Source organism: Amycolatopsis halotolerans (assembly GCF_042647905.1).
In the GTDB taxonomy this organism is placed as follows: domain Bacteria; phylum Actinomycetota; class Actinomycetes; order Mycobacteriales; family Pseudonocardiaceae; genus Amycolatopsis; species Amycolatopsis halotolerans.
This window is the reverse complement of record NZ_JBHRWI010000033.1, coordinates 18,422-43,670: the sequence shown is the minus strand read 5'-3', so window position 1 is coordinate 43,670 and position 25,249 is coordinate 18,422. Positions and strand designations below refer to the sequence as shown.

The following is a 25,249-nucleotide window of genomic DNA, read 5'->3' as shown; positions in this document are numbered from 1 at the left end:
CCGAACAAGACTACCCGGCGGGCGGAACCAGAAAAGCGGCGGCTCCGAATCCGGTGGCGGTGCCGAGTGCGCCCGCGCTGCATATCCTCGACTTCGACCAGAACTTCTCTTCGTCCTTGTGGTCGTGGTTGCTGGTGAGGATTTGCTGCACGTATTCGCATCCCAGGTTGAGAGGTGTGTTGCAGTCCGGGTTGGTGATTATGCCAGGCCTGCGGAGCAAGGTGGTGTACCAGGCCGCGACGGGTCCCTCGCCTTGGAGGCAGCCGGCCGGGGCCGGGCCCGCACCGCCGTAGCCGTCGGCCGCGCCGCCACCGCCGGCGGGCGGGTTTTGCGGGTGGGCGATGGCGTCCCGGAGCACCTGGCTGGCCTCGTGGGCCGCTTGTGCGGCGTCCTTTCCGGCAGCGATCGCGCTGGCGTAAGCCGCACCGAGGGTCGCGGCACCTGCGCGAAGGCTCACCGGTCAGAGGTCGATGATGAGCTTCAGGACGAGCTCTGCAGCCTTGTGCATGAAGTTGTGTGTGGTGTCCCAGGCATGCACAGTGATCTGTTCGTCGGCGCGTGCTTTCGCCGTCATCGCCGCGAGCGGGGATTCGCCGGGCCAGTCTGTTGCTTCGACATAGTGTTTGACGGGTACGCGACGCCACGCCCCCGTGAGTTTTGAGGCTTGCATCAGTGTGGCCAGCGGATGCGGGCGCGCACGCTTGTCGAAAAACGGCAAGGGGTCGACGAAAACTCCGGTACGGGCCGACCCGTCGACGTACCAGGCGTGCTCCTCGTCGTTGGTCATCGACCAGCTGGAATCCCCGTTTTCGGGGAGCAGAGCGTCCAGGTAGACCAGCGCTCGGATTCGGTCGCATTCGACATCCGCGACACCGCTGATGATGCTTCCGCCGTAGCTGTGGCCGACGAGGACCGCGTCGCGCCTGCCGTCCGCTTCCGGAGGAACTGCCCGCAGCGCCTGGATGGCCTGGTGCACGTGGTCGTCCAGGGTGATCACCTGTTGCGGCGGGTTCGCGTCCGGATCCAGGCCTACAGGAGTGAGCGCGATGACGGTGTGCCCGGCCTCCTTGAGAGCGGGGACTACGGGGTCGTACCACCAGCCGCCGTGGCAGGCGCCCGGTACGAGCAGATAAGTGGTCACGGGCGGATTTCCTTCCGGCAGGTGAGTGCATAGCCAGGGCTGGCAGGGCAAAGCCGAGATACGACGCCCGTCAATCAGCCGTTGGGGCGTGACTCGAGAGCCTGGAGCGACCAGCTGTTGCCGTCAGGATCGCGGAAGTAGACGAAGCTGCCCCACGGCTGCACGTCCACCTCGCTCGCGGCGACACCGGCGTCGAGCAACTGCTCGCGGGCCGCGTCGGCGTTGGCGACCACGATCTGGATCTCCTGCGTGCCGGGTGTCCTCTCGGTGATGCCTTCGCCGATCACGATGGAGCAGGCCGAGCCGGGCGGTGTCAGCTGGACGAACCGCAGGCCTTCATGCACTTTGTGGTCGTGGTCGGCGTTGAAGCCGACCTTTTCGTAAAACGCCTTGGCCCGGTCGACGTCGGTCACCGGGACGGGGATGAGTTCGATCTTCCAGTCCATCGTCCTACCGTAGGACGTGGGTACGACATTCCGCGCTTCGTTCCGTACGGTCTTCCGAGAAGCGCGAGCGGCGGCAGGGCCAGCGCGGTCACTGCCCGTTGGCCGGATGAACGTGAAAGCCGCGCTAGCCACACCGCACCGTCAGCGGCATGAGCGGCCGGGTTGTCCCTGCGAAAACCATTGGTGAACCGACTTGCTCCGCTGATGTACTGATGTGCCACCGTGAGTCTGCCGCGTGACGGAGGTAGTAGTTGTGACGGGCTATGCCGCGCTTGCCGAGGTGTACGAGTGGCTCATCTCCGATGCGAAGCTGGCTCCGGCCGAGTTCGCTGCGTCGTTCGATAATGTCCTCAGCCTCCTGCCGTCGAACGCCCACGTCCTCGATTGTTCGTGCGGGACCGGGCAGTTGGCGGTTGGCCTCGCCCGTCGTGGCATCCAGGTTGTCGCAACTGACGCCAGCGACGCGATGGTCCGTCGGACTGCGGAGTTGGCTGAGGAGCTCGGGGCATCCGTCCAGGCCGTGCGGGCGGACTGGGAAGAGTTGCCCGACCATTTCGATGACGCCACCTTCGACATGGTGTTCTGCGTCGGCAACTCGCTGCACCACGCCGTCGGCGCGAGAGGCAGGGTTGCTGCTCTGGAGTCGATGTCACGGGTTCTGCGCCGTGGCGGGCGCTTGGTGCTCACCTCCCGCACGTGGGAACTCGTGAGGGCCAAAGGTTCCCGGCTGGACATCAGTGACCGACTCGTCCGCCGGAACGGTCGCGATGCCGTCGTGGTCTACCGCTGGGAGATCGCGCCGCATTGGGAGGACGAGCACCACATCGAGATCGCGGTCGCGCAAGTTGATGCGGCTGGGTCGGTTCTTGTCCGCTCGGAACTGCTGTCGTGCTGGCCCTACCGATACGACGAACTCGAAGTCGAGTTGCACCGGGTCGGACTTCGGAGGGAAATGAACACGTTCAACCCTGAGGCCGAGAACTACCTGGTGGTGGCGAGCAAGCTACAGACAACGGGCTCGCAGTCCCTGGCCAGACCGCGCGGTTGCTCGCAGGAGGCCTGCGCTCTCCCATCGGCATGAGCGCGTAGCCAGCGCAACGCACGCTATGCGGCATGAGCGGATGTTGGTCTGGTTGGGGTGCGGTCATCGACCTCGAGCTTCGGTTTCGTCGCCTTGTTTCCTGGCCCGGTTGGGATTTCTTTGAGCGATGGAGCCGCTTTCCTGCGTGGGCGGCATCAGGTGGCTCAGAAATCGACGGGAGGGGCCTGTTGTTGTCGAGGCATGTCTGTGGCGGAGTGCGGAGTTGGTGGTTCCTGTTCAGTCGAAGGTGAAGGAGTAGGCCTGGAGTCCGGGGCTGAGGGTGAGGGTGAGCCGACCGCTGTGCAGGTCCGGGGTTTGGGTCAGCCGGTAGAGGTTGGGGGTGCCGGAGACGGTGACGGTGCGGGTCGGGGCGCCGTCGGCGGAGACGGTCACGGTGCCTTGTCCGGCGAGGACGAGGTTGGTGCTTTTGGCTGTGTAGCTCAGTGTGAGCTTCGCGCCGGGGCCCGCGGTGGCTTTCTGGTAGTCGATGGTCCAGTTTCCGTCGAGGGCGACCTTGCCCGGCGGGACGTCGGCGGGGAAACGGTAGCCGGTTTCCTTCTCCAGGACCGGCGGAGTGCCGCCGGGGGCGAGGGTTTTCGGCAGTTCGCCGTAGCTGAGGTAGGTTTCGCGGCTGGTGCGCTGGTCGGTCGGGGTGGTGTCGGGCAGGTCGCCCGGAGCGGGCAGGGTGACGCCCGGGTCGGCTTGCCGCAGCAGCTGGCGGACGGCGGTTTCGGTCTGGTCGTAGGCGCCTTCGCCGAGTTTGAGGTAGCGGACGGTGCCGGTGGCGTCGATCAGGTAGCGGGCGGGCCAGTACTGGTTGCGGAAATTGGTGAAGGTGCTGGTTTCGTTGTCGATCGCGACGGGGTAGGCGATGCCGAGTTTCGCGGTCGCCGCGGTGACGTTGTTCTTGTCGTGCTCGAACGCGAATTCCGGGGTGTGCACGCCGACGACGTCCAGGCCGGCCGTGTGGTAGCGGGCGTAGAGGTCTTTGATGTGCGGGAGGCTGCGCTGGCAGTTGATGCACGAGTAGGTCCAGAAGTCGACGAGGACGACTTTGCCTTTGAGCCCGGCCATGGTCAGCGGCGGGCTGTTGAGCCAGGCGTCGATGTTCTTGAACTCCGGGGCCGGTCCGCAGTCGCGCAGTTGGCCGTTCGGGTTGTCCGCGCAGCGGTCGAGGCCCTGGTTGCTCGCGTCGCCGAGGCTGGAGAGCCGGAGCTTGCTGATCGCGTCGTTGTTTTCGACTTTTTCCTGCAGGGCTTGGGTGTAGTTCGGCAGGGATCGCTGCAGGAGATCGGGCAGGTTCAGGTACAGCGCGACGGCGAGCAGCAGCATCAGCGCGCCGCCGGCCGCGCGGACTTTTTTGTTGTTCCTGCGGAAGAAGCCCACCCGTTCGGAGATCTTTGCGCCGGCCAGGGCGAACACCAGCAGAGGTGCGGTGGCGCCGATCGCGAACGCGACAGTCAGCGCGACGGTCTCCACCCCGATCTTGCCGTTGGCCGCGGCGATGGTGATCGCGGCGAGGACCGGTCCGGCGCACGGCACGTACAGCAGTCCCAGCCCCAGTCCCAGGGCGAACCCGCCGCTGTTCGGGTTGACTTTCCGTTGCGGCAGCTTGGCGAACGGCTTTTCCAGCAGCCTTTCCAGCGGCGGGATCAGCAGCGACAGCCCGACCGCGGACAGCACGACCAGGCCGATCGTGCGGAGGATGTCGTCGGGCAGGTGCAGTGCCTTGATCAGCAGCGAGCCGAGCAGGGTGAACACGGTGAAGCTCAGCACCAGCCCGCCGATCACCGCGTAGGGACGGCGGTTGCGCACGCGGGGTTTCTTCGCGGCCGGCACGTCTCCGCCGGTCGTCTCCGGTTCGCTGCCGGGCTGTTTGGCGCCGCCGGCGAAGAACACGACCGGCAGCACCGGCAGGATGCACGGCGACACCCCCGTGATCAGGCCGCCGAGCAGGCCGATCAAAATCAAGGTCCACATCGCCGCGTCCTTCCGAAGTACGTTCCCGGTCCTCCTTTGTTCGCGGCGGGCGCTCTCTCGGACAGCTCTGTCCGGGACGCGTTATCGGTTCGAAAGATCTGTGCCCTACCGCAAAAAACGGGCGGGACACCGGGTGATCCGGTGCCCCGCCCGTTCGGTGTTCCCGTCGGGACGAGCCTGGACGGGGTCAGCGAAGGTCGAGCAGACCGCCGTCCAGCAGGCCGCCGTGCCAGCAGCCGCCGTCGTGGTCGTCGCCGAGGCCGAGGTGCAGGCCGAGCAGGATGTCCAGGTCCAGGCCGTGGTGCTGGCGGTGGTGCCTGTCCGCCGCAGCACTCGAGGGAGGGGCAGCGTGCGGAGTGGAGGCGGAGGCCGCGCCTGGGGCTGCCAGCAGGAAGCCGAGTGCCGCGGCGGGCAGTATTGCGGTCGCGAGAATGCGACGGCGAAGAGTGCTCACGGTGGATCTCCTTCTCCTCGAACGAACAACGGACCTGATCCCGGACGGGATCACCGGTCGTTCGGAGCGGTTCCCGGAAAGGGACGGTCCGCGGGATCTCGACCATGCCTGTGGGTGAACGGGAAGAGCCCGTTTCCCCGGCGGGGAGACGGGCTCGCCGCGGTAGTTCAGGCCAGGCCGACGAGCAGGATCGGGGCGGTGGTGGGCTGCGGCGACCCGGTGGCGGGTTCGACGGTCACGCCGATCCGGTCGGTGTCGGGCGGCAGCGCCGCGGTGATCGTCCCGTCGCCGGTGCGCAGCAGACCGGCTGATTGCGGGCCGCGGGGACCCATCAGCCAGAACTGGTAGGCCTGTCCGGAGCCGAGCGCCGGGAGGTGCCGGGTCTGCACGGTCACCAGGCCCAGCTGGCGCGAGAGAGTGGCGTTCGCGGCGGCGCCGCTGGTGCCGTCGCCGTGCACGGTCGTCGCGTCGGGCGCACCCCGCGGATCGGCCGGTGCGGCGACCTGGGCCGGGCCGGGATCGGTTTCGTGCAGGCCGATGCTGATTCCGCCGAACAGCACCGCGGCCGCGGCCGCGACGGCGGCGACGGCGATGCCCGTGCGGCTGCGCCAGGTCCGGTGCGCCCGGGGCTCCGGGGACGGCACCGGATCGACGTCAGGCGGTAGTTGCCGGGTCGTGGTGATCGTGGCGAGGACCCGGTCCCGGAACCCGCCGGGAGGACCTTCCGCCGCAGCGGCGCCCAGGATGCCCGCGGTCTCGCGGAACTCCTGGACCTCGTGCGCGCAGACAGGGCATTCCCCGAGATGGCGGTCGAACGCGGCACGTTCGAGGCCGGTGACCGCGTCGAGGGCGTAGGCGCCGGTGAGGACGTGGAGGTCGGGGGCGGTCATGAGTGTGCCCCCAATGCGCCCCGCAGGCGGATCATGCCGTCGCGCACGCGGGATTTGACGGTGCCGATGGCGACGCCGAGCTGTTCGGCGACTTCGCGGCAGGTGAGGCCGTGGAAGTAGGCGAGCTGGATCGACTCGCGCTGCAGATCGGTGAGCAGAGCGAACGCCCCTCGTACGCGGTCGCGGTCCAGCGTGGACAGCGCGCGTTCCACCACGTCGTCGTACGGGCGGCGCGGATCGAGCCGGGCAGCCTTCTCCTGGCGGTCGCGCCACGCCTGCTCGGAGCGGACGCGGTCGACCGCCCGCCGGTGCGCGATGACCAGTGCCCAGGTCAGCACCTTGGCCGTGCGCGCCGGGTCGAAGTCCGCGGCTTTGCGCCAGATCTCCAGCAGCACTTCCTGGGCGACCTCCTCCGACTGCGCCGCGGAACGCAGGACCGCCCGGACGGTGCCGTACACCGGCCCCGCCAGGTCGTCGTACAACTGGGCGAAGGCGCACTGGTCGCCGCGCGCGACGAGGACGATCAGGTCCTCGGGGGTCAGCGGGAAGCTTTCCCGCGCTGGGGCTGCGGTGCGGGCGGCGCGGATGACGGCCATGCGGAGTCCTTCGCCGGGCGAGTGGGTCACCAGTGGTTCGGCGACCTGCGGCGCGGGTATTGGTGACCGTCCCGCGTCCACGCTCTCGTTCATCCGGTCGGGGGTTTCTGCGGCCGCGACCCATCCGCGCACGACGGGACTCCGAATGCCCGGCGTACTACCGCTTCGATCCGGCATCCGCGCCGAATCGTCCTTACTGGCAGTTCCACTGTGGACTGTGACCGCCGCTCTAGAGGAGTGAACTCTCGTGAACAAGATCCGTGTCGCCGGTGTCGGCCTGACCGCCGCTGCCGCGCTGACCCTGACCGCGTGCAGCGGCAGCGACAACAACGCCTCCGGCAGTTCCAGCAGCGCGCCCGCTCCCATGTCGTCCTCGTCGGCGCCGATGTCCAGCAGCGCGTCCGGCGACGGGATGACCACCAACGCCGACGTGTTCGGCCCGGCCTGCTCTCAGCTTCCGCAGGGCAGCGCGCCGGGGTCGCTGGACTCGATGGGCCCGCAGCCGGTCGCGTCCGCCGCCTCGACCAACCCGCTGCTCACCAAGCTGGTCGCCGCGGTCAAGGCCACCAACCTGGTCGACACGCTCAACAGCCAGCAGGCCATCACCGTCTTCGCCCCGGCCGACCCCGCGTTCAACGCCCTCGGCGACGCGAAGTTCAAGGAACTGGCGGCCAACCCGAACCAGCTCGCGCCGATCCTGCAGTACCACGTCGTCGGAAAGCGCTACGACGCCAAGGGCCTCGCCGCCGCCGGCACCCTGCCCACCCTCAACGCCGGGGGCGGGGACCTCAAGATCGAAGGCACCGGCGACAACATGACCGTCAACGGAGCGAAGATCCTCTGCGGCAACATCCCCACCAAGAACGCGACCGTCTTCGTCATCGACAAGGTGCTCACCCCCGGTACCAACAAGAGCTGATCGCATCGCGGATTCCGCTGCTGCATCGGTCCACAGTGGAACAGCCGTCGGGCCGGACAGGTCTGGTGGTGCGTGTGAAGGTCCTGCTGCCCTAGGGAATCGCGGCCGGCTGGGCAGCAGGGGCCCGCCGCGTGCGCATGAGACCGGCAGGCCCGCCGGTCGCCGCCTGGAACGGTTCCCGCCCGGGCGGCGACCGGGTTCTCTTGCGTCGGAGGGCAAAGGAAACAAGGAGCTGCTGTGTCCTGGTTCGTGCTGTGCGCCGTCACCGCGGTCATCGTGCTGCTGGCCGCCTCCGCCGTGCTCGTGTGGCGGTCCGCGGTCGAACGGCGCACGAGCAGCCGCGCACCGGTGCGGGACGATCTGCCCCGCTGATCGCGGACCGGGACCAGGGCAGGCCGGGCACGTGTGCTTGTTCTGCGCGAGCACTCCCGCGTCCCGCCGCATCGCTTCGTGCCGCTCGCCCACAGCGGCCGCTGCCCGGTCGCGCGGATCCGGGCAGCGGTCCCGGGCCGGCGGCGGGAAACCGCCGCCGGGGGACGCCCCAGCGGCAGCGTCCCGCCGGCCGCCGTCACCGCCCGAATCACTCCAGGACGGCGACGGCGGCTGGCTCCTGCCCGCGGCAGCTCAATTTTTCGCCCGCGGCAATGCTGGCGTTGTCGCGCTTGGCCTCGCCAGAGCCGCCGCCGTTGCTTTTCTTGCGATACCGGTGAACTGGCCGCCGACACCGGTTCGGCCGTCCCGGCTCGTCTGGTGCTTCGCTGGCCGGCCGAGGCCAACCGGCCAGCGGCCGTGTCTCGTGCGACCTGCGCGGGGCGTGCCCCTCGTTCCGGCGGCGTGAACCACGAGAGCCTCCGCTCGAGGACCCCGAAGCGTGACTGCCTCCCCGGCCGCCGCCGGTCGACCCCGCGACGACACCGAGAGCCAATTCCTTCTGCCGCAACGCATCCGCTTCTTCCAGCGGAACAGCAAGCTCGTCGCGGACAGGACCTGGTCAGGCCGGGCTTCGGATGGCCGCCGATCTGCTCGCGACGGCATCAGCGCGCCCCGACGCCGGAGGCCGGGAGCGCCGGGCGCCGGGACGCGCGCTGCGTCCCGGCGCCCGGCGCGGCGGGTCAGTGGGCGGCGCTGGTGTTGACCTCGCCGTTGACGCCCTTGGGGAAGAACCCGCCGGAGGTGGCGGCCTTGCCGGTCAGGTAGACGATGTTGAGGACCTGGCCGGGCGAGCGGCTGTAGGCGATGCCGTTGGCGTCGGCCGGCACGATGTTGGCCTGGCCGCGGTTGTCGATGACGCCCTGGTCGTCGCTGCCGGTGCCGTCCAGACTCGCGCGAGCCTTTGCCAGCTTGACCGTGGCTTCGCCGTCGCCGCGCTGGTAGAGCGCGCTGCGGATGTTGCCCGCGTGGTAGGCCTCGACCGCGAGGATCCCGGCGGCGGCCTCCAGATAGGTCTTGTTGCTGATCAGCGGCGCCGCGCCCTTGTAGGCCGTCACCCCGACGTCCTCGAACAGGAAAGCGGCGAGGAGGAAGTTCTCCTCGCATGCGAACGGGTCGAAACCGCGGCCCGGCTTGACCAGTCCCGCGGCTTGGGCGGCCGCGGTGAAACTGGACTGAAGGTCGATCGCCGGGCGGCTGACCGCGGCCGAGCCCAGAGCGGAACGCAGGAACTGGACGTGCGCTTTCTCGTCCCCGGCGATCTCCCGCGCGTACTGGCGCGCGGCGCGGGTCTCGAACCGGACGGCACGTCCCCCGACCACGCCGCCGCGGGCGCCGGTGCCGGTGGTCATCTCGTCGCCGAGACCGTGTCCGGTGACCGCGTGCAGGTAGAACTCCGCTTCGAGGTACTCGAGGTTGAGCGCGAAATTGAGCACCGCGCTGTCGCTCACCCCGCCGCTCCCGGCCTCGGCGGCCCCAGGCCGCGCGGCGGCAGCGGCAGCGGGGCCGGCGGCGAACCCGCCCAGCGCGCCCGCGCCGACAACACCGAGGCCGGTCATCCCCGCCGCCCGCAGGAAACGGCGGCGGTCTTGCTCGTTCTCCGCGCTCCGATTGATCATCGACGCGGCGTAGCGAATGCCAAACACGGACGAACTCCTTCCCGCCCGCGCGTACGGCGGGCGCAACCCACCACCGGCACCCGGCGCTGGGACGGAACCTTCCCGGACACTTCGAGTTCGGCGCCCTCCACGCCGCGGATCGGTTCGATCACCCGACCGAGTGCCGAGGCCGCAGCAGCGGGCCGGTACGAACCTGTCCCACGCCGGAAAGCTCCCGCTCCCGAACAGGCCGGGACTTCGACCGCGCAGCAAACGTGGAACCCCGATGGTGCACACCATCGGCGCGGGGAAAGGCGGAACTCGCCGCGCAGATCCCGGTCGGACGGATCGCCCACCCGCCGAGATCGCCGGACTGGCCACCTATCTGGCCACCGACACCGCAGGCTTCATCACCGGCGCCACCTACGACATCAACGGCGGCGTCCTCATGCGCCCCCCGCAAGGCGAAACAAGAACCACGAAACATTCGCATCTCGCCGAAAGACACTCACCGCCGACCGCTCACCACCAGACCAGCACGACCGACTCGCGGCATTACCGGATGTTCAGCCTTCGGCGGGACTTGCGGAGGCTGTTTCGCACTAGCGCTCCTTTTTCTGTGAGCAGGCCACCCGATCTGGCCTGCTGTCCTGGCTATCGTGTCGGTGTGGGTATCCCTGAGTTGATCGAACAGCTTGCTGCACCGGAAATGGAGGCTCGGCAAGCAGCTGGAGCCGCGCTGGTGGCGGCGGGCGCGGCGGCCGTCGGACCGGTGCTCGCCGTCTTGTGTAACGAGGCTTCACCGGTGTACTGGGGTGATCCGGCGAACGTCCTTCGCCGGATCGGCGATCCGGCGTTCGATCCGGTGCTCGACGTCATTCTCTCGACGGGGACGGAGGAGGTGCGCCGGCGCGCACGCTGGACATTCGGTGGAATCGAGGTCTCTGACCTGACGAGGTACGCGGAGGTCTTGGCGCATCCGGATTCGTCGATCCGGGACACGGCCGCGTTTGTGCTTCAGAACGCGGGCAGCGCGGCGTTGCCGATGGCGCCCGCGTTGGTGCCGCTGCTGACAGACGCCGACGAAGACGTCTGCCAGCGGGCCGTGTGGGCGTTCGCGGGGATCGGTCCCGGCGTGATTCCGTTGCTGCGCCGGGTGCGGCGGTCAACCGCGCCGCAGCGGCGGCAGGCGTTGACGGCGTTGGCCGAGGTGGGCGGCTGGGATGCGCTCGACGCGGCCGATCAGCGGCTCGTCGAACGGCTGATCGCGGTCAAGCTTCGTGACGAGAAGCCGGCGTCGATGCATCTCTGTGGCGGCTGGTACGCGCTGCCGACGAAGGACCAGGGGGCGGTGCTGGAGGCGTTCGGACTTTCCGACGCGATGACGGTGACGATGCGCCTCGGCGAATCTGCGTGGAACTCCGACCACCACGGCGGAACCCTCGGGCACGAACACGGCAGGTGCTCCAGGACGTATGTAAGTCCGGTTCTCGACGGTTGGACGCTGGTGTTCGGCGATCCGCCAGGATCGGCGCATTCGGCTTCAGCGGAGACCGAGTCCGGGCGACGGCAGTACATCCGGCGCCGCTGCGCCGAGCTGAGCGGTGTTTTCGGTGCCGCCCACTGGTACGGCGAGAGCTGCGGTGACGGGTGGACCGCCTGGTGTCTTGCCGAACACGGCCGGATCATCCGCTGCTACGACGTTTTCGAGCCGGAGGACCAGGTCGGGAACGGGCACGCTGCCGAAGACGGCTACCGGTTGCCTCATGAGGACGGGGGTTTCCCGGAGGGGTGGATCGACGGGATCGACGTCTCCGACACAGCGGCGCTACAGGAGCGCTACGAGCAGGTCAAACGAGACTTCGCGATTCCCGATGTTTGTCATGCCGCGGATATCGCCGGACGGCTCTCCGTCGATCCTTCGGAGCTGGACGAGCGGACTTCGGTTCTGGGTCACGGCGTCCTCGCGCTGACCGCTTGCGGCCGACGGTACGGGACGCCGCGCGGGGCCTTGCACATCTGACGCACGCGAGGTCTTGCCGGACCGAAGGTCCTGCGACATCGGCTCAATGCTGGCATGAGCGGATGTCAGTGTTTCTGCGATGCTCGGATCATGACCGACCGCTGCGATGGCCTTCCTGTGCTCATTGTCGACGGAGCCTCCTTTTCCGACTTCGACGGCTTCGCCCGCGAGTTCTCGCGGCTGCTGAGTCATCACACCTGGCGCGGGAGTCTCGACGCCTTCAACGACCTGCTCCGAGGTGGCTTCGGGACACCAGAGAACGGATGGGTTCTGCGATGGCTCCGCTCCGAGTCGTCTCGATCCGCACTGGGCTACGCCGAGACAGAGCGACAACTGGAACGTCTCGTTCTCACCTGCCACCCCTCGAACCGTCCGGACGTCCAAGCCAGGATCGACAGCGCGCGGCGCCGGGAAGGGCCAACGCTATTCGACGAGATCGTCGCTATCATCCGCGATCACGGCCCCGGTGGCAGCGAGGCGGAAGACGGGATCTTGCTGGAGTTGCTGTAATGATTGAACGGATCACTTGCGCTTCCGAAGGGCACCCCAGCCGATCATGAGCACATCGCACGTCTGCCGGATCACCAAGTACGATCCGGCCGATCGTGACGACCGGGGCGCGTACCGCGGGTCCGAGGACGTGGTGAGCGACCACGGTCCGGTGGAGGCCGCCTACCTCGCCGCCGTGACGGCGTTCGCCGAGGACACCGGCGTGACCTCGCTGACTATCCGCGACCCCGCGGTCAGCGGATTTGTTCACTTCGGGGTGGAATCGCCCCTCGACGGCCACGGGCTGCACGGGCTGTTCCCACCAGACCTCACCGGCTGCCACGACGGCGCGCGGGTCACCCTGGACCTCGGGCGTGAACTGGTGCGCGCCATGCTGAGGGACAACGGCGCGTGGAACCGCCTCCCCGGTCCCGCATCGCGGCACGCAGGCCTGACACAATCCGATCATGGCCAGCCTCCCCGCCGATGTCGAACAGCGCTACCGCCGGCTGGCAGCACGCCGAGGCTGGTCGACCGAGACCGAGACCGCGTTCCGGGCCGCCGTCACCTGGTACCGGACGCTGGACGAGACACCCGGCCCGCGGTCCTGCTTCGAGTACGTCGACGACGGACTCGCGGACCCGGGCGCCCGCTGCCTCTGGGAAACCGTCACCGCCGACCACGAAACGGTCGCCGTCAAGCAGATCGACATCAGCTCCACCGGCACCGCCCACCGCTACTGGTGGCAGAACCTCGACGACGACTCCGGCACGCTCACCGACCAGCCCCTCGGACTCGACCAGCCCGGCCTCACCAGAATCCCCGACTCCGCCTTCTACGCGCTCTGGCACACCATCCGCGACCCGGCGGCGTCCCCCGAGGAATGAAGCGGCGCAAGAACCCCCTGCGCCAGTCAGCAGCATCGATCCCGGACCCGGCCGCCGAGGCAATCCTCGAGCCCGGCGTCACCCACGCCGGCCGCTATCTCACGACTCGCGGAACCGGGAACGCGATCGGCCCGCGAATTCCGCCCGAGCAGCCTAGTTGCGCAGCTTCGCGGCGAGCTCGTCGCCGACGGCCTTCGCCGCGATCCGGGCGTCCGCCTGGTCCACCCCGCGCAGTTCCAGGACGTGGAGCCGGTCGGCCAGCGGTCGCAGCAGGGCCAGGTCGTCGAGCGGATACGGGTCGCGCAGCACGAGTCGGCTCAGCGCGGGCAGTTCGCCCAGGGCCTCGACCTCGTCCGGCAGCAGCACTCCGCTGACCGTCACCTTCTCCAGCGAGGGCAACCGCTCGATGCCCAGCAGCGACCGGCTCTCCGGGCGGTTGTGGATCGCCAGCTCGGTCAGGGCCAGCCCGGCCGGAATCGGGTGCAGGCCTTCGGAAAGCCCGGGATGCCGAAGCGACAGGGAACGCAGCGGGGTCCCGGCCAGCGTGCCGAGGGCCGGATAGGCCCGCACCGTCTTGCCGATCGTGAGCAGGCGGAGCTTCTCGACCGAGGACCCGCTCAGGCCGGACAAATCCCGCAGCGCGCTGTACGCGGAAATGGTCAGCACTCGCAACGCGGCACAGTCCGCCAGCGGACGCAGGTCCCGGATCACCTCGTTGGACGCGATCTCCAGCCGCCGCAGCTGCGGCACGGCGGCGAGCGGGCGGAGGCCGTCGCGGTCGCTGACCAGCGCCATGTCGCCGATCATCTTCACCGCGCGCAGCGTGGCCAGGTGCCGCAGCCGGGGCAGCATCCCCCACCGGTGCACGTTCAGCACCAGGTCTCCGAAGTCCACTTTGGACAGCAGCTCGGCGGCGTAGGCCTCGGAGAAGTCGAACGCCCGCCATCCCCGCAGCAGCTCGTTGACGACCGTGGACTGGTGCATCGCGGTGAACGGCCGGATCTTCTGCCAGGCTTCCTCGCCGCCCACCAGCGCGAGAGTGCGCAGCACCGCGGCGGCGGCGGTGTCCCGGTTCGGCCCGGTCAGCTCGTCCGGTCCCGGCAGCAGGCCGACGACGAACCGGCCGGCCTTCGCCAGCATCTCCGCCTGCTGCACGTCGACCGGCGGCAGCAGCTGGCGGGCCGCCGCCTCGACCTCGACGCGCTGGCTGTGCGGATCCACCACGTCGGCGTACTCCAAGCACGCCGCGGCGACCAGCTTCAGCCGGTCCGCGACGGCCCTGTCGGTGCTGCGCCGGGCCCGCCGCAAGAGATTGCCGAGCAGCTCGGCGACCTCGCCTTCCCGCGCTCGCGCCGCGGCCATGAAGACGACCTCGTACCAGTAGTCCTCGTGCGCGTGGCCGGCCAGTTCGTCGAGCTGCCCCCGCTTCACGAGGTCAGCCGCGGCCAGGTAGTCGCGGAACGTGCGGTGGATGAACTGGATCTGGCGGTCGGCCGGGCTCTCCCGCAGCACGGACCGCTCCAGCAAGTGCTGCAGCAGCGGCCCGGAGGAGAGATCCTGCGCACGCAACCGCTTCTTCGCATCGTCCAGCCGGCCGAGCGCCTCGGATCGGGGCACCAGCAGCTCGTTGCGCCGCACCATCGCGGAGGCGAACCGCTCGAGCAGAATCTGCTTCTCCGCCTTGACCAGGTCGACGCCGTCGACGACCGTCATCCCGCGGTGCGCCGTGTCGTCCCAGCGCGTGAGCAACAGGTCGATCGCCTGGTCGAGCAGTTCGCGGCGGGTCCGGGGCAGGTACTGGTCCTCGCGGTAAAGAGCACACAGCAGCCCGGCCATCAGCGGGCTGGACACCAGGCCGCGGAGGTTCGGGCGAGCCTCCAGCTCCGTCCGCAGCCGCTCCGGATAAGTCCTCAGCAGCTCCCGCTGCTCGGCGCTCGGCTCCTGGTCGGCAGCAGCGGCGAACCAGCGGCCGATGACCCTGCCGAGACCGAGCCGGCTCAGTTCCGGCAGCTCGAACCGCTCCAGGCCGATCCCGGTGTCGGTCTCGACGAACCACTGGTCGTCCACGGCGGACGGCCGGGTGCTCACCACACACCGCGCGTCCGGGTAGGTGAGCACCAGCGTCTCCACCCACTGCCGAGCGCTCGCGCGCCGGTCCGCCACGAGCTCGTCGAGCCCGTCCACCAAGAGCATCGCCCGGCCGGACGCGAACAGCTCGGCGGCCCAGCCCTCCGGTTTCTCCTCGGCGAGCGTGGGCGCGACGGCGCCCAGCAACAGCTCCGGGTCCTTCGGCAGGTCGGTCTCCGCGAACAGACGCAACGAGATCGGGAAGGGCACGACCCCGCGCCACGGCCCCTCCTCGTCGTGCCGGCGCGCGACGTCGTTGGCGAGCCAGGCCAGGAACGTCGTCTTGCCCGCGCCCGCGCCGCCGAGCAGCAGAACCCGGCGCGCGTCGGCGATGGCATTGGCCGAGTCCGTGCCCGCACCGGTCAGTTCCGGGTCGGGCACCGCCGTCTGCCGCCGGGTGACCGGCGGGACGACGTAGTACTTGTCGAAGGAGCAATCGGCCGGACCGCGCCTCCGGGCGACCTTGAACAGCTCGAAACCCGCGTTGTCCTCGCGGACGAAATCGACGTAACGTTCCTCGAAATTCCGATCCGGAATAGGGTCGCTGTCGGATGTCCGGTCCGGGTAGGAATCGTCCGGACGGCTGATCCACGCGTCGCTTCGGGTTTCCTTGTTCTCCACGCGAACGCGCCGGTACGACTTCGGCCGCGCGGCCGCGATGTGCTGGACCACCTCGTCGTAGAACCACGCCGACACCGCGAGCGCCACCACTCCGGACGACTTGTCCAGCGCCCCGCGCAACGGCGCCGAGTTGACCAGCCGGAAGGCGAGGTTGATGGCGGTACCGGCGTAGCCGTGGCTGTCCGCGGCAACCTCGCCGGCGTGCATCGCCACCCTCAGCTGGATCCGCTCGTACTCGGGCGACCGGCCATTGCGCTCGCCGAGGGCACGCGCCAGCTCGTCCGGCAGCGCCGCCGCGAGCGGATTCTTGGAAAGCTGACCCGGAATCAGAATCAGCACCCCGTCGCCACGATCCTCGCGCGGGCACTTGTCCCACGGAACACCGGACCGGTCGAACGCCGTCTCTAGAGCGCGGTAAACGCCCGTCCTCGCCTCGATTTGCGCCGGCCGGGTCAGGAAACGGCTGAATTCCTTGATGTCGACGACGACAATCGCATAATGGCCGTCGGCGGGCCCGATCCCGGTCACGAATTCCAAACTACACCGGCGGCACGGGAACAGCACCGGGTTCGCCGCACACCCGGGAACGACGCCCGAGGACGCCTTCCTCAGTCACGTGAACAACGGACTTCCGACCGCCCTCCGCACGACTCGCCGGACCCAGCAGCAGCGATCCGCCGCCCCGGCGCCGCCGACCAGTTGGCCGGCTCGATGACCACCGCCTGGCTTCCAGCCAGCACCCCGGAAGGTTCCCGTCGTGTCCGGGCCCGGACCTCACGGGAGCGGGCGCCATGCCGCGCGGGGTTCGATCAACCCTGGCGATCAGCGGGCATTCGCGGCAGTCCGAGGGCGCTCCTCGCGCCGATCGCCGGCATCGCACCGGTTCCGCGCCATCCGAGGTGACCGTCGGGGCGGATCAGGACGCGCTCGCCGGGAAGGGGCTCGTAGGCCCGGCGCAAGCAGCCGTCGGCGTCGAGCGCGTCGGCGTCGAGGACCTGGGCGCCGACGACTGGTTCTGCAGTCCCGTCGAAGGCCAGGACCGTCCAGTCCGCTCGCCGGCGCAGCAGGAACAGCGTGGTGTCGCCGAGTGGGGCGTCCGGGGCGCGATCGCCCGGTCGCAGGCCAGGCTCCCCGGGATCGGCGCGGTAGCTGATGTCGAACTGCAGGCCTTGGCGGGCCAGTGCCGCCGGTCGATCGGCGTAGCCGGTGGCGCCGGTTTCGAGCACGTAGCGCGAGAGTTCGCTGGAGAGCCCCAGAACCTCCGCGGCGACCGGTTTGCGCTCGGCCTCGTAGGTGTCCAGCAGAGCCTCCTCCGCGCCGTCGAGAACCGCGGCGAGCTTCCACCCGAGGTTGACCGCGTCCTGGATGCCGGTGTTGAGACCTTGGCCGCCGGCGGGCGAGTGCACGTGCGCGGCGTCGCCGGCGAGGAATGCCCGCCCGACGCGGAACCGGTCCGCCATCCGTACGTTGAGCCGCCACGTCGAGGACCAGCCGATCCGGCGCAGCCGCACCCGCGGCCGGATCCCGTCGACCACGGCGTGCAGCGTCGCGTCGTCCGCCTCCCAGCCCGGATCGGGCGAGCGCAGCCCCAACGCCCAGGTCGGGCTCGCCGGCATCGGGCACAGGGAAAGGAAACCGGCGCCGTGGGCGCCCACCAGGTCGAACTGGTGCCAATGGTCCCGGTCGAGCCCGTCCAGCTCCACCTCGGCCAGAAGCATCCGCACCTCGTCGCGGGTCTCGCCGAGGAACCCGACCCCGAGAGCCCGCCGGACAGCGCTCGAACCACCGTCGGCGCCGACGAGATAGCGCGAACGCACGCGTCTCCGATCGGCGAGCACGGCAGTGGTTCCGTTCCGGTCCTGCTCGACGGCCACCACGCGAGCGTTCTGCTCGACCGCGGCGCCGAAGTCGGCGAGCCGCTCGCGCAGCACCTGCGTGGTCCGCCATTGGGGGATGATCATCGGCCGCGCGAACGGCTTGTCGGGCGTGGGGTCGAGACCAGGATGCCTGTCCCGCTCCCGCACGGCGCCATCCGTCGCGTACTGGCGGAACGACAGCCCGAATGTCCCCAGCGCCACCAGGCGGTCGGTCACCCCGAGCGGGTCGAGCACCTCCAGCGTCCGCGGCTGGATGCCGTTGCCGCGCGGACCGGGGAACGCGCCCGGCGCACCGTCCAGCACTCTCACCCGGCGGCCGCGCCGAGCCAGTTCGGCCGCCGCCACCAGACCCGTGGGGCCCGCTCCGACGACGGTGACTTCTGTGTCCGTATCCATGGCCACGACCTTAACAGAAAATAGGACTGAGTCTCAAAAGATACTCAGTCCTATGATCGCGGAGGTGTGCCACACTCTGCGGGGTGAGCTCCCTGCGCGAACGCAAGAAGGCGCGCACCCGTGCCGAGATCCAGCGCCAAGCGCTGCGCCTGTTCGCCGAGCGCGGGTACGAGGCGACGACCGTCGAAGACATCGCCGGCGCGGCCGAGGTCGCCCGCAGCACGTTCTTCCGCTACTTCGCCACCAAGGAAGACGTCGTCTTATTCGACGATGTCGACCCGCTGTTCGAGAAAGCCCTCGCCGCGATCCCCGCGGGCACCCCGCTGGTGGTCGCACTGATCAAGGCGTTGCGCGCCACCTTCACCGAACTCGACGAGCAGAAACGCGCCGACGAGGAACTGCGGATGCGACTCGTGCGCACCGTGCCCGAAATCGGCGCCGCGTCGCGGGCCCGCAGCGCGGGAGACGTCGAGCAAACCGCGTGTTTGCTGGCCTCCGCACTCGGCCGCTCCGACGAGGACCTCGAGATCGTGACCCTCGCCGGGGTGCTGATCGGCGCCCGCCTCGTCGCGCAGACCCTTGTCGCGCGCGAACCCAGCCGCAGCTACGTCGACGCCACATTGGAAACCCTCGAACGACTCCGCGGCGGCATCCCCCTGTTCGACGAGCCCGTCGTCGGCTCCCCGTGACAGCTTGCCCGGCACCGCACTGCGATGGAACACACTGTTCGCGTTCACGATCTCGCAAGAACCGGGAGCAATTTTCAGGCTCGCCGGGACGAGGGTGAAGAATTGAGCATCGCCACCTCGGCATGCATACATCAACGGCGGATCACGGTTTTTCCGGGAATTGTCCGGTAGTGCCAGGAACTGATTATGGCAATTTTTTAGCTGATATTTGCCGCCGAGCGCGTCTCTGCCGTATCGGTTGACGTCCGACCGCAGAATCTCCGGACGACGCACGGTCCGCGGCTTCAGCACGCCGCTGGCAATGACTCTTCCAGCGCTGCGGCGTTTCGTCCCGTAGCCCGCATTGATCGACTCAACCGCAACGAACTCGACGGCCGCCCAGCCTGAATCTGCCTGCTCACACCTGACGCGGTCCCAGAACTTCGATCGTCAACCCGACGCTGCCTCAGGCCCTGGATGCACGCGCTAAGCACCGAATCGACATATCGAGCGCACCAAGATCGATGGCGGCCAAGCGGAGCGCCGACCCACGGCTCCGAACTGCCGCCCGGCAACCGCAGCGGACCAACGGCGACCCCGACAGCCGACCGCTCGGACGACCGTCAAAATCGACGCTAAATCGCCCCTGCTCACAGACAGCAAAAAAGCCCAGGTCGCTGACCTGGGCTTTGCTCCCCCGCTTGGACTCGAACCAAGAACCCTCCGGTTAACAGCCGAATGCTCTGCCAGTTGAGCTACAGGGGATCGTGCTCCGCCGGTCCGGATCTCTCCGGGCTGACACGAAGAACTTTAGCCCATGTCGTTCCGGCCTCGCACAGGGGGGTGGGTCTTGCGGCCCGGCGGAGGGAACTCCGCGCGGAATCCGATTGTGTTGGACAATGGACAGTCGGAAGTCCTGCTGAGAAAGAGGTGTGGCCGCCGATGAAGAAGTTCCTGCTGGGCGTGGGCCTGGGGTACGTGCTGGGCACCAAGGCCGGCCGGGGACGGTACGAGCAGATCGTGCGCACCTACCGCAAACTGGTCGACCATCCGATGGTCCAGGGTGCGGCGGGGGTGGCGCGGGCGAAGCTCGGCGAGAAGTTCGGGCGCGGGAACGGCTGAGCGGGCCCCAGCAAAACCCCAGCTCAGGACGGTTTTTTCCAGGTGAGCGAGTACCGGCGCAGCATGTGCCGCCGGTACCGCACTCCTGGTAGCAACCGTTGCGCGGTCGTGCGCACCTCGCGGTAGCTCATCTGCGGCTGCATCGCTGGCATGCCGTCCGGGCCGTGTGGGCCGTGTGCTCGGCGAAGCGTCTTCACGGTGCGCACGATCGGTGCGGCTGCGATGGTCGCCGCCCAGTCGGTCACGCTCGCGTCGCGGGCCAGGCCGACGACGACCAGCGCGCCGCCTGGGTGCAGCAGGTCTCGCATTCGGGCGAGGGCTGGCTCGAAGTCCAGGTGGTGGATGGTGGCGACGGAGCAGATGAAGTCGTAGGCGCCGAGGTCAGCGGAGAGAAAGTCTCCCTCGACGAAGGTGTCAGAGGACAGCGAGCGGGCCTGAGCGACCATCTCCGGCGACTTGTCGATCCCGGTGGCCGAACGCACCGCGGAAGCCAGTTTCCGCACCAGCAGGCCGTCTCCACAGCCGACGTCCAGTGCGGTCGCGCATCCGGCGGGCACGGCGCGGAGGATGCCCGGATGGCGGGCGACGTTCGTGTTCCAGTACGACATCAGCCCGGGATCTTGGCGACGAAGAAGATCCGCCGGAATTCGAACCAGGTCGTGCCGTCCGGGCGGGGCGGGTAGGCCTCGTCCAGGAGCGGGGCCAAGTCGTCTTGAAACTTGGCCCAGTCGTCATCGGTCAGGGCCGCGCGGATGGGGCGGAGTGCGGTGCCGGTGATCCATTCCAGGACTGCCCGCGGGCCGGAAAGTTGTTGTACGTACGTGGTTTCCCAGGCGTCGACCAGACATCCCGCGTCGGCGAGGAGGTCCGCGTAGTCGCGAGGTTCGCCGACCGCGTCTTCGGCTCGCAGCGACACGGACGACAGCCGCGCGGCCCACTCAGGCGAGGCGGCTAGCTGGCGGCTGATGGCGTGCGAAGGGGCGGAGAAGTTGCCGGGCACCTGCACCGCCAGGACCGCTCCGGCCGGGAGTTCCGTGACCCAGCGGCGCAGCAGGTCCTGGTGCCCGGGCACCCATTGCAGGACCGCGTTCGAGACGACCACGTCGGTGTCCGGTTTCGGCGTCCACGTCCGGACGTCGCCGACCTCGGCGGCCACCCCGCGTTCGCGGGCCGCGGCGACCATCTCCGGCGAGCTGTCCATCGCCTCCAGGACCGCGTCGGGCCAGCGGAGCGCCAGGTCGAGGGTCAGCGTGCCGGGGCCGCAGCCCAGGTCGGCCACCCGGCGGGGCGAATCGGCCGAGATTCGCCCGATCAGGTCGTAGAACGGCCGGCCGCGCAGGTCGGAGTAGTCGAGGTACTTCGCCGGATCCCACATGAGCAGCCTCCCGCCGAGTAACAGTACAAACGTACTGAGTACGAGCGTACTGCTACTCGCCGAGGTTGGCCAGCTTCTCCGCGACCTCCGCCGCGACCGCCTCGACCAGCGCCCGGTCGGTGCCCGGATCGGGGCGGACCTGCAGTTCCACGCCGTCTCGGCCGGGAACCTTGCGCTGGACGAACCACGCGCCGCCCTCAGGGAACTCGTGCCGGTGCCGTCCGCGCACCGAGCCGTCGACGCGCAGGCGCACCTGCTGCGGCACCTTCCCGGGCTGCGGCAGCCGGAACCGCACCGGCCCGCGGTCGGCCAGCACCGCGACCGCGCCCGTCCGCCCGGTCTCCTCCGATTCGGTCAGCGTGAACACGCCCTCGCCCCAGGTCGCCTTGCCCACCAAGTGCCAGCCGACCCGTCGCGTCGCGCCCTCGCCGGTCGGGATCCACAGGCCCAGCGACGTCACGACCAGGTGCCCGCCGCCCTCGACCGCCGCCGCGGCGACCGGATCCTCGCCCTCGTCCAGCGTGCCGGGGAACCCCGCGGGCAGCCCGCCGCCGAAGAACCGGTTCAGCAGTCCCACGTCACTCCCACCCGCTCGCCGCCTGCTCGCGCAGCGACTTCCGGTACTGCTCCAGCGCGACCAGGTCGCCGAACAGCGCGCGGTAGTCGTCCGGGGCCTCGACCGGCGACAGCCGCTGCAGCTTCGACTTGATCTCGCCGATCTGCCTGCCGACGAGGTTCTCCTGCACGCCCGCGAGCACGCCGGAGATGTAGCGCGAGTCCACTTCCCCCAAGGCGCGCAACGGTTCCACCGCCAGCTCGCTGAGCACCCGGCGGACCGTCCCTTCCGGGCAGTGCGCCGACGCGGCGTCCAGCAGCGCGGGCCCGGTGAGCCCGGACGCCGCCCCGCCCGCCTTCAGCACGGCCAGGTGCACCGCGATGTACACCGGGTGCGTGAACGCCTCTTCGGGCAGCGAGTCGTACTCCGGACCGGCGATCGCGGGCTGCTGCAGCGCGGCCTTGAGCGCCTCGCGCTGCCCAAGGAACCGGGGGTCGTTCGGCGCGGGACGCGGCAGATCCTGCTTCTCCGGTTCGGGGGCCGGGGCCTCCTGCCGAGCCGCCGACCGCCGGGGCTGCGGTTCGGCCGGGCCGCGCCGCGCCGCCGCTCCGGCCGCGCCGCGCACCCGGTTGACCACCTGCGGGACGTCCTGCCAACCGATCCACCAGGCGAGCTTGGAGGCGTAGCCGTCCCGCGCCGAACGATCCTTGATCGCGGCGACCATCGGCACGGTCTTCTGCAGCGCGGAAACCTGGCCGTCGACCGAATCCAGGTCGAACTGCTTGAGCATGCTCTTGATGACGAACTCGAACAGCGGCGTGCGCCGGGCCACCAGGTCGCGCACCGCGGTGTCGCCCTTCGCGATGCGCAGCTCGCACGGGTCCATCCCGTCCGGCGCGACCGCGATGTAGGTCTGCCCGGCGAACGTCTGGTCGCCCTCGAACGCTTTGAGCGCGGCCTTCTGGCCCGCCTCGTCGCCGTCGAAGGTGAAGATCACTTCGCCGCGGAAGGCGTCGTCGTCCATCATCAGCCTGCGCAGGACCTTCATGTGGTCCTCGCCGAACGCGGTGCCCGAGGACGCGACCGCCGTCGGCACGCCCGCCGCGTGCATCGCCATCACGTCGGTGTAGCCCTCGACCACCACGACCTGGTGCCGTTTCGCGATCTCTCGCTTGGCCTGGTCGAGGCCGAACATGACCTGCGACTTCTTGTAGATCTGCGTTTCGGAGGTGTTGAGGTACTTCGCCGAGATCCGGTCGTCGTCGAACAGCCGCCGCGCGCCGAAGCCGACCACGTCGTTGCCGACGTCGCGGATCGGCCACACCAGCCGCCGGTGGAACCGGTCCATCGGGCCGCGCTGGCCTTCCTTCGACAGGCCGGACGCGATCAGCTCCTTCACCTCGAACCCGCGGTTGAGCAGGTGCTTGGTGAGCTTGTCCCAGCCGCCGGGCGCGAAGCCGCAGCCGAACTGCTTGGCCGCCGCGGCGTCGAAACCGCGCTCGGACAGGAAGTCCCGCGCCGCCCGCGCGTCGTCGGTGACCAGCTGCTCGATGTAGAACTCGGCCGCCGCGCGGTGCGCCTCGATCAGCCGGGACCGGGTGCCCCGGTCGCGCTGCACCGACGCGCCGCCGCCCTCGTAGTTCAGCCGGACGCCGACCCGGTCGGCGAGCCGCTCGACCGCCTCGACGAACGACACGAGGTCGATCTTCTGAATGAACTTGATGACGTCGCCGCCCTCGCCACAGCCGAAGCAGTGGAAGGTCCCGTGAGTGGGGCGCACGTTGAACGACGGGGTCTTCTCGTTGTGGAACGGGCACAGGCCCTTCAGGCTGCCCCCGCCGGCACGGCGCAGCGCGACGTACTCCCCCACGACCTCGTCGATCCGGTTGCGCTCACGCACCTCCGCGATATCGCTCTCCCGAATCAGTCCAGCCACGTGAACCACAATAGTTCTCCCTCCCCCCGCGCCGTGCGGCACACTCGGGACATGAGCACACCGACCGCGCTGGATGAGCTCGCCGCCGAGTTCGACGCCCATCGGCCGCACCTGATCGCCGCGGCCTACCGGCTCACCGGCACCCGCGCGGACGCCGAGGACGCGACGCAGGAGGCCTGGCTGCGGCTGTCCGGGCTCGACGACGCGGGGCGCGCCGGGATCCGCGACCTGCGCGGCTGGCTGACCGCGGTGGTCGGCCGGATCTGCCTCGACCGGCTGCGGTCGGCGGCGGTGCGGCGCGAGAAGTACGTGGGCGAATGGCTGCCCGAGCCGATCGTCACGCCGCTCGGCGCGCCCGCGAGCGAGGACCCGCTCGAAGCCGCGGTGCGCGACGACGGTCTGCGCATGGCCGCGATGGTGGTGCTCGACCGGCTGACGCCGGAGCAGCGCGTGGCGTTCGTGCTGCACGACGCGTTCGCGGTGCCGTTCGCGGAGATCGCCGACGCGCTGGGCTGCAGTGCGGCGGCCGCGCGCCAGCACGCTTCCCGTGGCCGTCGCGCGGTCGAAGACTCCGATCCGCCCGCCCGGCTCGAACTGGCGGAGCAGCAGCCGGTGCTGGAGAAGTTCGTGGTCGCGCTGCTGGCGGGCGACATCCGCGCGGTCACCGAACTGCTGCACCCGGACGTGGTGATGATCGGCGATTCCAACGGCCGCTCGCGCACCAGCCGCCGCATGATCGTCGGACAGGACAAGGTCGCCCGCTTCGTGCTCGGCGTACTGGCGAAGTACGCGCCGGGCACGATGGACAACGGGCGGCCGGTGCTCGTCAACGGCGACCTCGGCCTGTGGCTGCCGCAGCTGCCCGCGGTCGACGGCTACCTCGCCCTCGACGAGCGTGTGCAGACGTTCAGTGTGCGCGACGGCCGCATCGTCGGCGTCTACGACCAGGTCAACCCGGAGAAGCTCACCCGCATCACCCGGCCGGAGCAGTAGTACGTGAGGGGAACCCTGAGGAACTCTGATTCCCTCAGGGTTCCCCTCACGTACTTTTCCCGGGTTCAGGGGATCGGCACGCGGCAGGCGTCTCCTGAGGTGAAGCCCTGGTCGACGATGCCGAGCGCGCTGTTCATCCGCGCCCGCGAGTTCTCCAGGCCGATCTGATACGTCAGCTCGACCACGCCCTTCTCGCCGAATTCGGCCACCAGCTCGGCGATCTGCTCGTCGGTGACCGTGACGGCCGGGCCGGACATCGCGTCCGCGAGCGCGAGCGCCAGCCGCTCCTGGCGGGTGAACAACGGCGACGTCGCGTACTCGTCGATGTGCTTGAGCCGGTCGATGTCGAGGCCGTCGTGCCGCTGCAGCATGGTGCCGAAGTCGACGCACCACGAGCAGCCGATCTGCGTCGCGACGCGGTACACAGCGAGTTCCCGCACGTTGGCGGGCAGGTGCTTCGACGCCCTCTCCGCCATCAGCTCGTGCGCGATGCTGGTCCGCAGCAGCCCGCGGTGGTGCGCCACGACGGCCATCGGCTCCGGCACCGCGCCGTACCGCTTCCCGGCGACCCGGTAGAAGAGCTTCAGCACCGGGCCGCTGTCCGTGGCTCGTTTGACCGGGATACGAGGCATGTCGAGTCCTCCT

Annotated in this window: 24 protein-coding genes and 1 tRNA gene; 9 read left to right on the top strand and 16 right to left on the bottom strand. The window is 69.4% G+C overall.

The window, feature by feature from the left end; genetic code table 11:
* Positions 1-10: 10 nt before the first annotated feature.
* From ACFORO_RS28140 to ACFORO_RS28130, 3 genes are all read right to left on the bottom strand, one after another.
* The gene (locus ACFORO_RS28140) at positions 11-457 is read right to left on the bottom strand and encodes a hypothetical protein (RefSeq protein WP_377873764.1); all 447 of its coding nucleotides are present in this window, start codon (positions 455-457) and stop codon (positions 11-13) included.
* A 3-nt stretch (positions 458-460) separates the two neighbouring features.
* Positions 461-1,141, bottom strand: coding sequence for an alpha/beta hydrolase (locus ACFORO_RS28135; protein ID WP_377873765.1), 681 nt, complete (start codon positions 1,139-1,141; stop codon positions 461-463).
* A gap of 74 nt (positions 1,142-1,215) precedes the next feature.
* Positions 1,216-1,587 carry a VOC family protein gene (locus ACFORO_RS28130; protein ID WP_377873766.1) on the bottom strand — a complete coding sequence of 124 codons (372 nt, stop codon included), beginning with the start codon at positions 1,585-1,587 and terminating at the stop codon, positions 1,216-1,218.
* 253 nt (positions 1,588-1,840) lie between these two features.
* Between ACFORO_RS28130 and ACFORO_RS28125 the strand changes: the two genes are divergently transcribed.
* Positions 1,841-2,668 (top strand): class I SAM-dependent methyltransferase, encoded by an 828-nt coding sequence (locus ACFORO_RS28125; RefSeq protein ID WP_377873767.1) that lies wholly within the window; start codon positions 1,841-1,843, stop codon positions 2,666-2,668.
* 237 nt (positions 2,669-2,905) lie between these two features.
* Here the strand turns inward: ACFORO_RS28125 and ACFORO_RS28120 are convergent, their stop codons facing one another.
* The 4 genes from ACFORO_RS28120 to sigK all read right to left on the bottom strand — a co-directional run bounded on the left by ACFORO_RS28120 (position 2,906) and on the right by sigK (position 6,588).
* Positions 2,906-4,648, bottom strand: a complete 1,743-nt coding sequence (locus ACFORO_RS28120; RefSeq protein WP_377873768.1) for a cytochrome c biogenesis protein DipZ — start codon at positions 4,646-4,648, stop codon at positions 2,906-2,908.
* A 187-nt stretch (positions 4,649-4,835) separates the two neighbouring features.
* The gene (locus ACFORO_RS28115) at positions 4,836-5,102 is read right to left on the bottom strand and encodes a hypothetical protein (RefSeq protein ID WP_377873769.1); all 267 of its coding nucleotides are present in this window, start codon (positions 5,100-5,102) and stop codon (positions 4,836-4,838) included.
* 167 nt (positions 5,103-5,269) lie between these two features.
* On the bottom strand, positions 5,270-5,992 hold the full coding sequence (locus tag ACFORO_RS28110; RefSeq protein ID WP_377873770.1) for an anti-sigma factor: 723 nt from the start codon (positions 5,990-5,992) through the stop codon (positions 5,270-5,272).
* Positions 5,989-6,588, bottom strand: coding sequence for an ECF RNA polymerase sigma factor SigK (gene sigK, locus ACFORO_RS28105; RefSeq protein ID WP_377873771.1), 600 nt, complete (start codon positions 6,586-6,588; stop codon positions 5,989-5,991). Before sigK ends, ACFORO_RS28110 begins: the two co-directional genes overlap by 4 nt.
* Positions 6,589-6,835: 247 nt before the next feature.
* Between sigK and ACFORO_RS28100 the strand changes: the two genes are divergently transcribed.
* Positions 6,836-7,507 (top strand): fasciclin domain-containing protein, encoded by a 672-nt coding sequence (locus ACFORO_RS28100; protein ID WP_377873772.1) that lies wholly within the window; start codon positions 6,836-6,838, stop codon positions 7,505-7,507.
* A 237-nt stretch (positions 7,508-7,744) separates the two neighbouring features.
* Complete coding sequence (locus ACFORO_RS28095; protein ID WP_377873773.1) at positions 7,745-7,879, top strand: hypothetical protein; 135 nt, start codon at positions 7,745-7,747, stop codon at positions 7,877-7,879.
* Positions 7,880-8,619: 740 nt separating this feature from the next.
* On the opposite strand, the gene ACFORO_RS28090 is transcribed toward ACFORO_RS28095, so the two are convergent.
* Entirely contained in the window at positions 8,620-9,582 is a 963-nt protein-coding gene (locus ACFORO_RS28090) for a ferritin-like domain-containing protein (RefSeq protein WP_377896658.1), read from the bottom strand.
* Between the two features lie 619 nt (positions 9,583-10,201).
* On the opposite strand from ACFORO_RS28090, the gene ACFORO_RS28085 reads away from it, so the two are divergent.
* The 3 genes from ACFORO_RS28085 (at position 10,202) to ACFORO_RS28075 (ending at position 12,933) form a co-directional block, all read left to right on the top strand.
* On the top strand, positions 10,202-11,557 hold the full coding sequence (locus ACFORO_RS28085; protein ID WP_377873776.1) for a HEAT repeat domain-containing protein: 1,356 nt from the start codon (positions 10,202-10,204) through the stop codon (positions 11,555-11,557).
* 90 nt (positions 11,558-11,647) lie between these two features.
* Entirely contained in the window at positions 11,648-12,067 is a 420-nt protein-coding gene (locus ACFORO_RS28080) for a barnase inhibitor (RefSeq protein ID WP_377873777.1), read from the top strand.
* Positions 12,068-12,513: 446 nt separating this feature from the next.
* Positions 12,514-12,933 (top strand): hypothetical protein, encoded by a 420-nt coding sequence (locus ACFORO_RS28075; RefSeq protein WP_377873778.1) that lies wholly within the window; start codon positions 12,514-12,516, stop codon positions 12,931-12,933.
* A gap of 153 nt (positions 12,934-13,086) precedes the next feature.
* Here ACFORO_RS28075 and ACFORO_RS28070 read toward each other — a convergent pair whose 3' ends face one another.
* Both ACFORO_RS28070 and ACFORO_RS28065 read right to left on the bottom strand, forming a co-directional pair.
* Complete coding sequence (locus ACFORO_RS28070; RefSeq protein ID WP_377873779.1) at positions 13,087-16,209, bottom strand: NACHT domain-containing protein; 3,123 nt, start codon at positions 16,207-16,209, stop codon at positions 13,087-13,089.
* A gap of 281 nt (positions 16,210-16,490) precedes the next feature.
* Positions 16,491-17,954: an FAD-dependent monooxygenase gene (locus ACFORO_RS28065; RefSeq protein ID WP_377873780.1), complete on the bottom strand. Its 1,464-nt coding sequence runs from the start codon at positions 17,952-17,954 to the stop codon at positions 16,491-16,493.
* 83 nt (positions 17,955-18,037) lie between these two features.
* Between ACFORO_RS28065 and ACFORO_RS28060 the strand changes: the two genes are divergently transcribed.
* Positions 18,038-18,643, top strand: coding sequence for a TetR family transcriptional regulator (locus ACFORO_RS28060; RefSeq protein ID WP_354736944.1), 606 nt, complete (start codon positions 18,038-18,040; stop codon positions 18,641-18,643).
* A 671-nt stretch (positions 18,644-19,314) separates the two neighbouring features.
* On the opposite strand, the gene ACFORO_RS28055 is transcribed toward ACFORO_RS28060, so the two are convergent.
* Positions 19,315-19,387, bottom strand: a tRNA-Asn gene (locus ACFORO_RS28055).
* A 177-nt stretch (positions 19,388-19,564) separates the two neighbouring features.
* Here ACFORO_RS28055 and ACFORO_RS28050 point away from each other — a divergent pair.
* The gene (locus ACFORO_RS28050) at positions 19,565-19,744 is read left to right on the top strand and encodes a hypothetical protein (protein WP_116204675.1); all 180 of its coding nucleotides are present in this window, start codon (positions 19,565-19,567) and stop codon (positions 19,742-19,744) included.
* A 23-nt stretch (positions 19,745-19,767) separates the two neighbouring features.
* Here ACFORO_RS28050 and ACFORO_RS28045 read toward each other — a convergent pair whose 3' ends face one another.
* The 4 genes from ACFORO_RS28045 to dnaG are packed head-to-tail and all read right to left on the bottom strand — an operon-like array spanning position 19,768 to position 23,611.
* Positions 19,768-20,352 carry a class I SAM-dependent methyltransferase gene (locus ACFORO_RS28045; protein WP_377873781.1) on the bottom strand — a complete coding sequence of 195 codons (585 nt, stop codon included), beginning with the start codon at positions 20,350-20,352 and terminating at the stop codon, positions 19,768-19,770.
* Complete coding sequence (locus ACFORO_RS28040; RefSeq protein ID WP_377873782.1) at positions 20,352-21,119, bottom strand: trans-aconitate 2-methyltransferase; 768 nt, start codon at positions 21,117-21,119, stop codon at positions 20,352-20,354. Before ACFORO_RS28040 ends, ACFORO_RS28045 begins: the two co-directional genes overlap by 1 nt.
* 52 nt (positions 21,120-21,171) lie before the next feature.
* The gene (locus ACFORO_RS28035) at positions 21,172-21,696 is read right to left on the bottom strand and encodes a hypothetical protein (protein ID WP_377873783.1); all 525 of its coding nucleotides are present in this window, start codon (positions 21,694-21,696) and stop codon (positions 21,172-21,174) included.
* Between the two features lies 1 nt (position 21,697).
* A complete protein-coding gene (dnaG, locus tag ACFORO_RS28030; protein WP_377873784.1) occupies positions 21,698-23,611 on the bottom strand; it encodes a DNA primase in 1,914 nt (637 codons plus the stop codon).
* 51 nt (positions 23,612-23,662) lie between these two features.
* Between dnaG and ACFORO_RS28025 the strand changes: the two genes are divergently transcribed.
* The gene (locus ACFORO_RS28025; RefSeq protein WP_377873785.1) at positions 23,663-24,604 is read left to right on the top strand and encodes a sigma-70 family RNA polymerase sigma factor; all 942 of its coding nucleotides are present in this window, start codon (positions 23,663-23,665) and stop codon (positions 24,602-24,604) included.
* 65 nt (positions 24,605-24,669) lie between these two features.
* On the opposite strand, the gene ACFORO_RS28020 is transcribed toward ACFORO_RS28025, so the two are convergent.
* Positions 24,670-25,236: a carboxymuconolactone decarboxylase family protein gene (locus tag ACFORO_RS28020; RefSeq protein WP_377873786.1), complete on the bottom strand. Its 567-nt coding sequence runs from the start codon at positions 25,234-25,236 to the stop codon at positions 24,670-24,672.
* Positions 25,237-25,249 lie beyond the last annotated feature (13 nt).

Coding starts and splice junctions, on each gene's coding strand:
- ACFORO_RS28130 (WP_377873766.1), bottom strand. CDS start 1,587: ATGGACTGGAAGATCGAACTCATCCCCGTCCCGGTGACCGACGTCGAC.
- ACFORO_RS28120 (WP_377873768.1), bottom strand. CDS start 4,648: ATGTGGACCTTGATTTTGATCGGCCTGCTCGGCGGCCTGATCACGGGG.
- ACFORO_RS28110 (WP_377873770.1), bottom strand. CDS start 5,992: ATGACCGCCCCCGACCTCCACGTCCTCACCGGCGCCTACGCCCTCGAC.
- sigK (WP_377873771.1), bottom strand. CDS start 6,588: ATGGCCGTCATCCGCGCCGCCCGCACCGCAGCCCCAGCGCGGGAAAGC.
- ACFORO_RS28080 (WP_377873777.1), top strand. CDS start 11,648: ATGACCGACCGCTGCGATGGCCTTCCTGTGCTCATTGTCGACGGAGCC.
- ACFORO_RS28075 (WP_377873778.1), top strand. CDS start 12,514: ATGGCCAGCCTCCCCGCCGATGTCGAACAGCGCTACCGCCGGCTGGCA.
- ACFORO_RS28065 (WP_377873780.1), bottom strand. CDS start 17,954: ATGGATACGGACACAGAAGTCACCGTCGTCGGAGCGGGCCCCACGGGT.
- ACFORO_RS28050 (WP_116204675.1), top strand. CDS start 19,565: ATGAAGAAGTTCCTGCTGGGCGTGGGCCTGGGGTACGTGCTGGGCACC.
- ACFORO_RS28045 (WP_377873781.1), bottom strand. CDS start 20,352: ATGTCGTACTGGAACACGAACGTCGCCCGCCATCCGGGCATCCTCCGC.
- ACFORO_RS28040 (WP_377873782.1), bottom strand. CDS start 21,119: ATGTGGGATCCGGCGAAGTACCTCGACTACTCCGACCTGCGCGGCCGG.
- ACFORO_RS28025 (WP_377873785.1), top strand. CDS start 23,663: ATGAGCACACCGACCGCGCTGGATGAGCTCGCCGCCGAGTTCGACGCC.
- ACFORO_RS28020 (WP_377873786.1), bottom strand. CDS start 25,236: ATGCCTCGTATCCCGGTCAAACGAGCCACGGACAGCGGCCCGGTGCTG.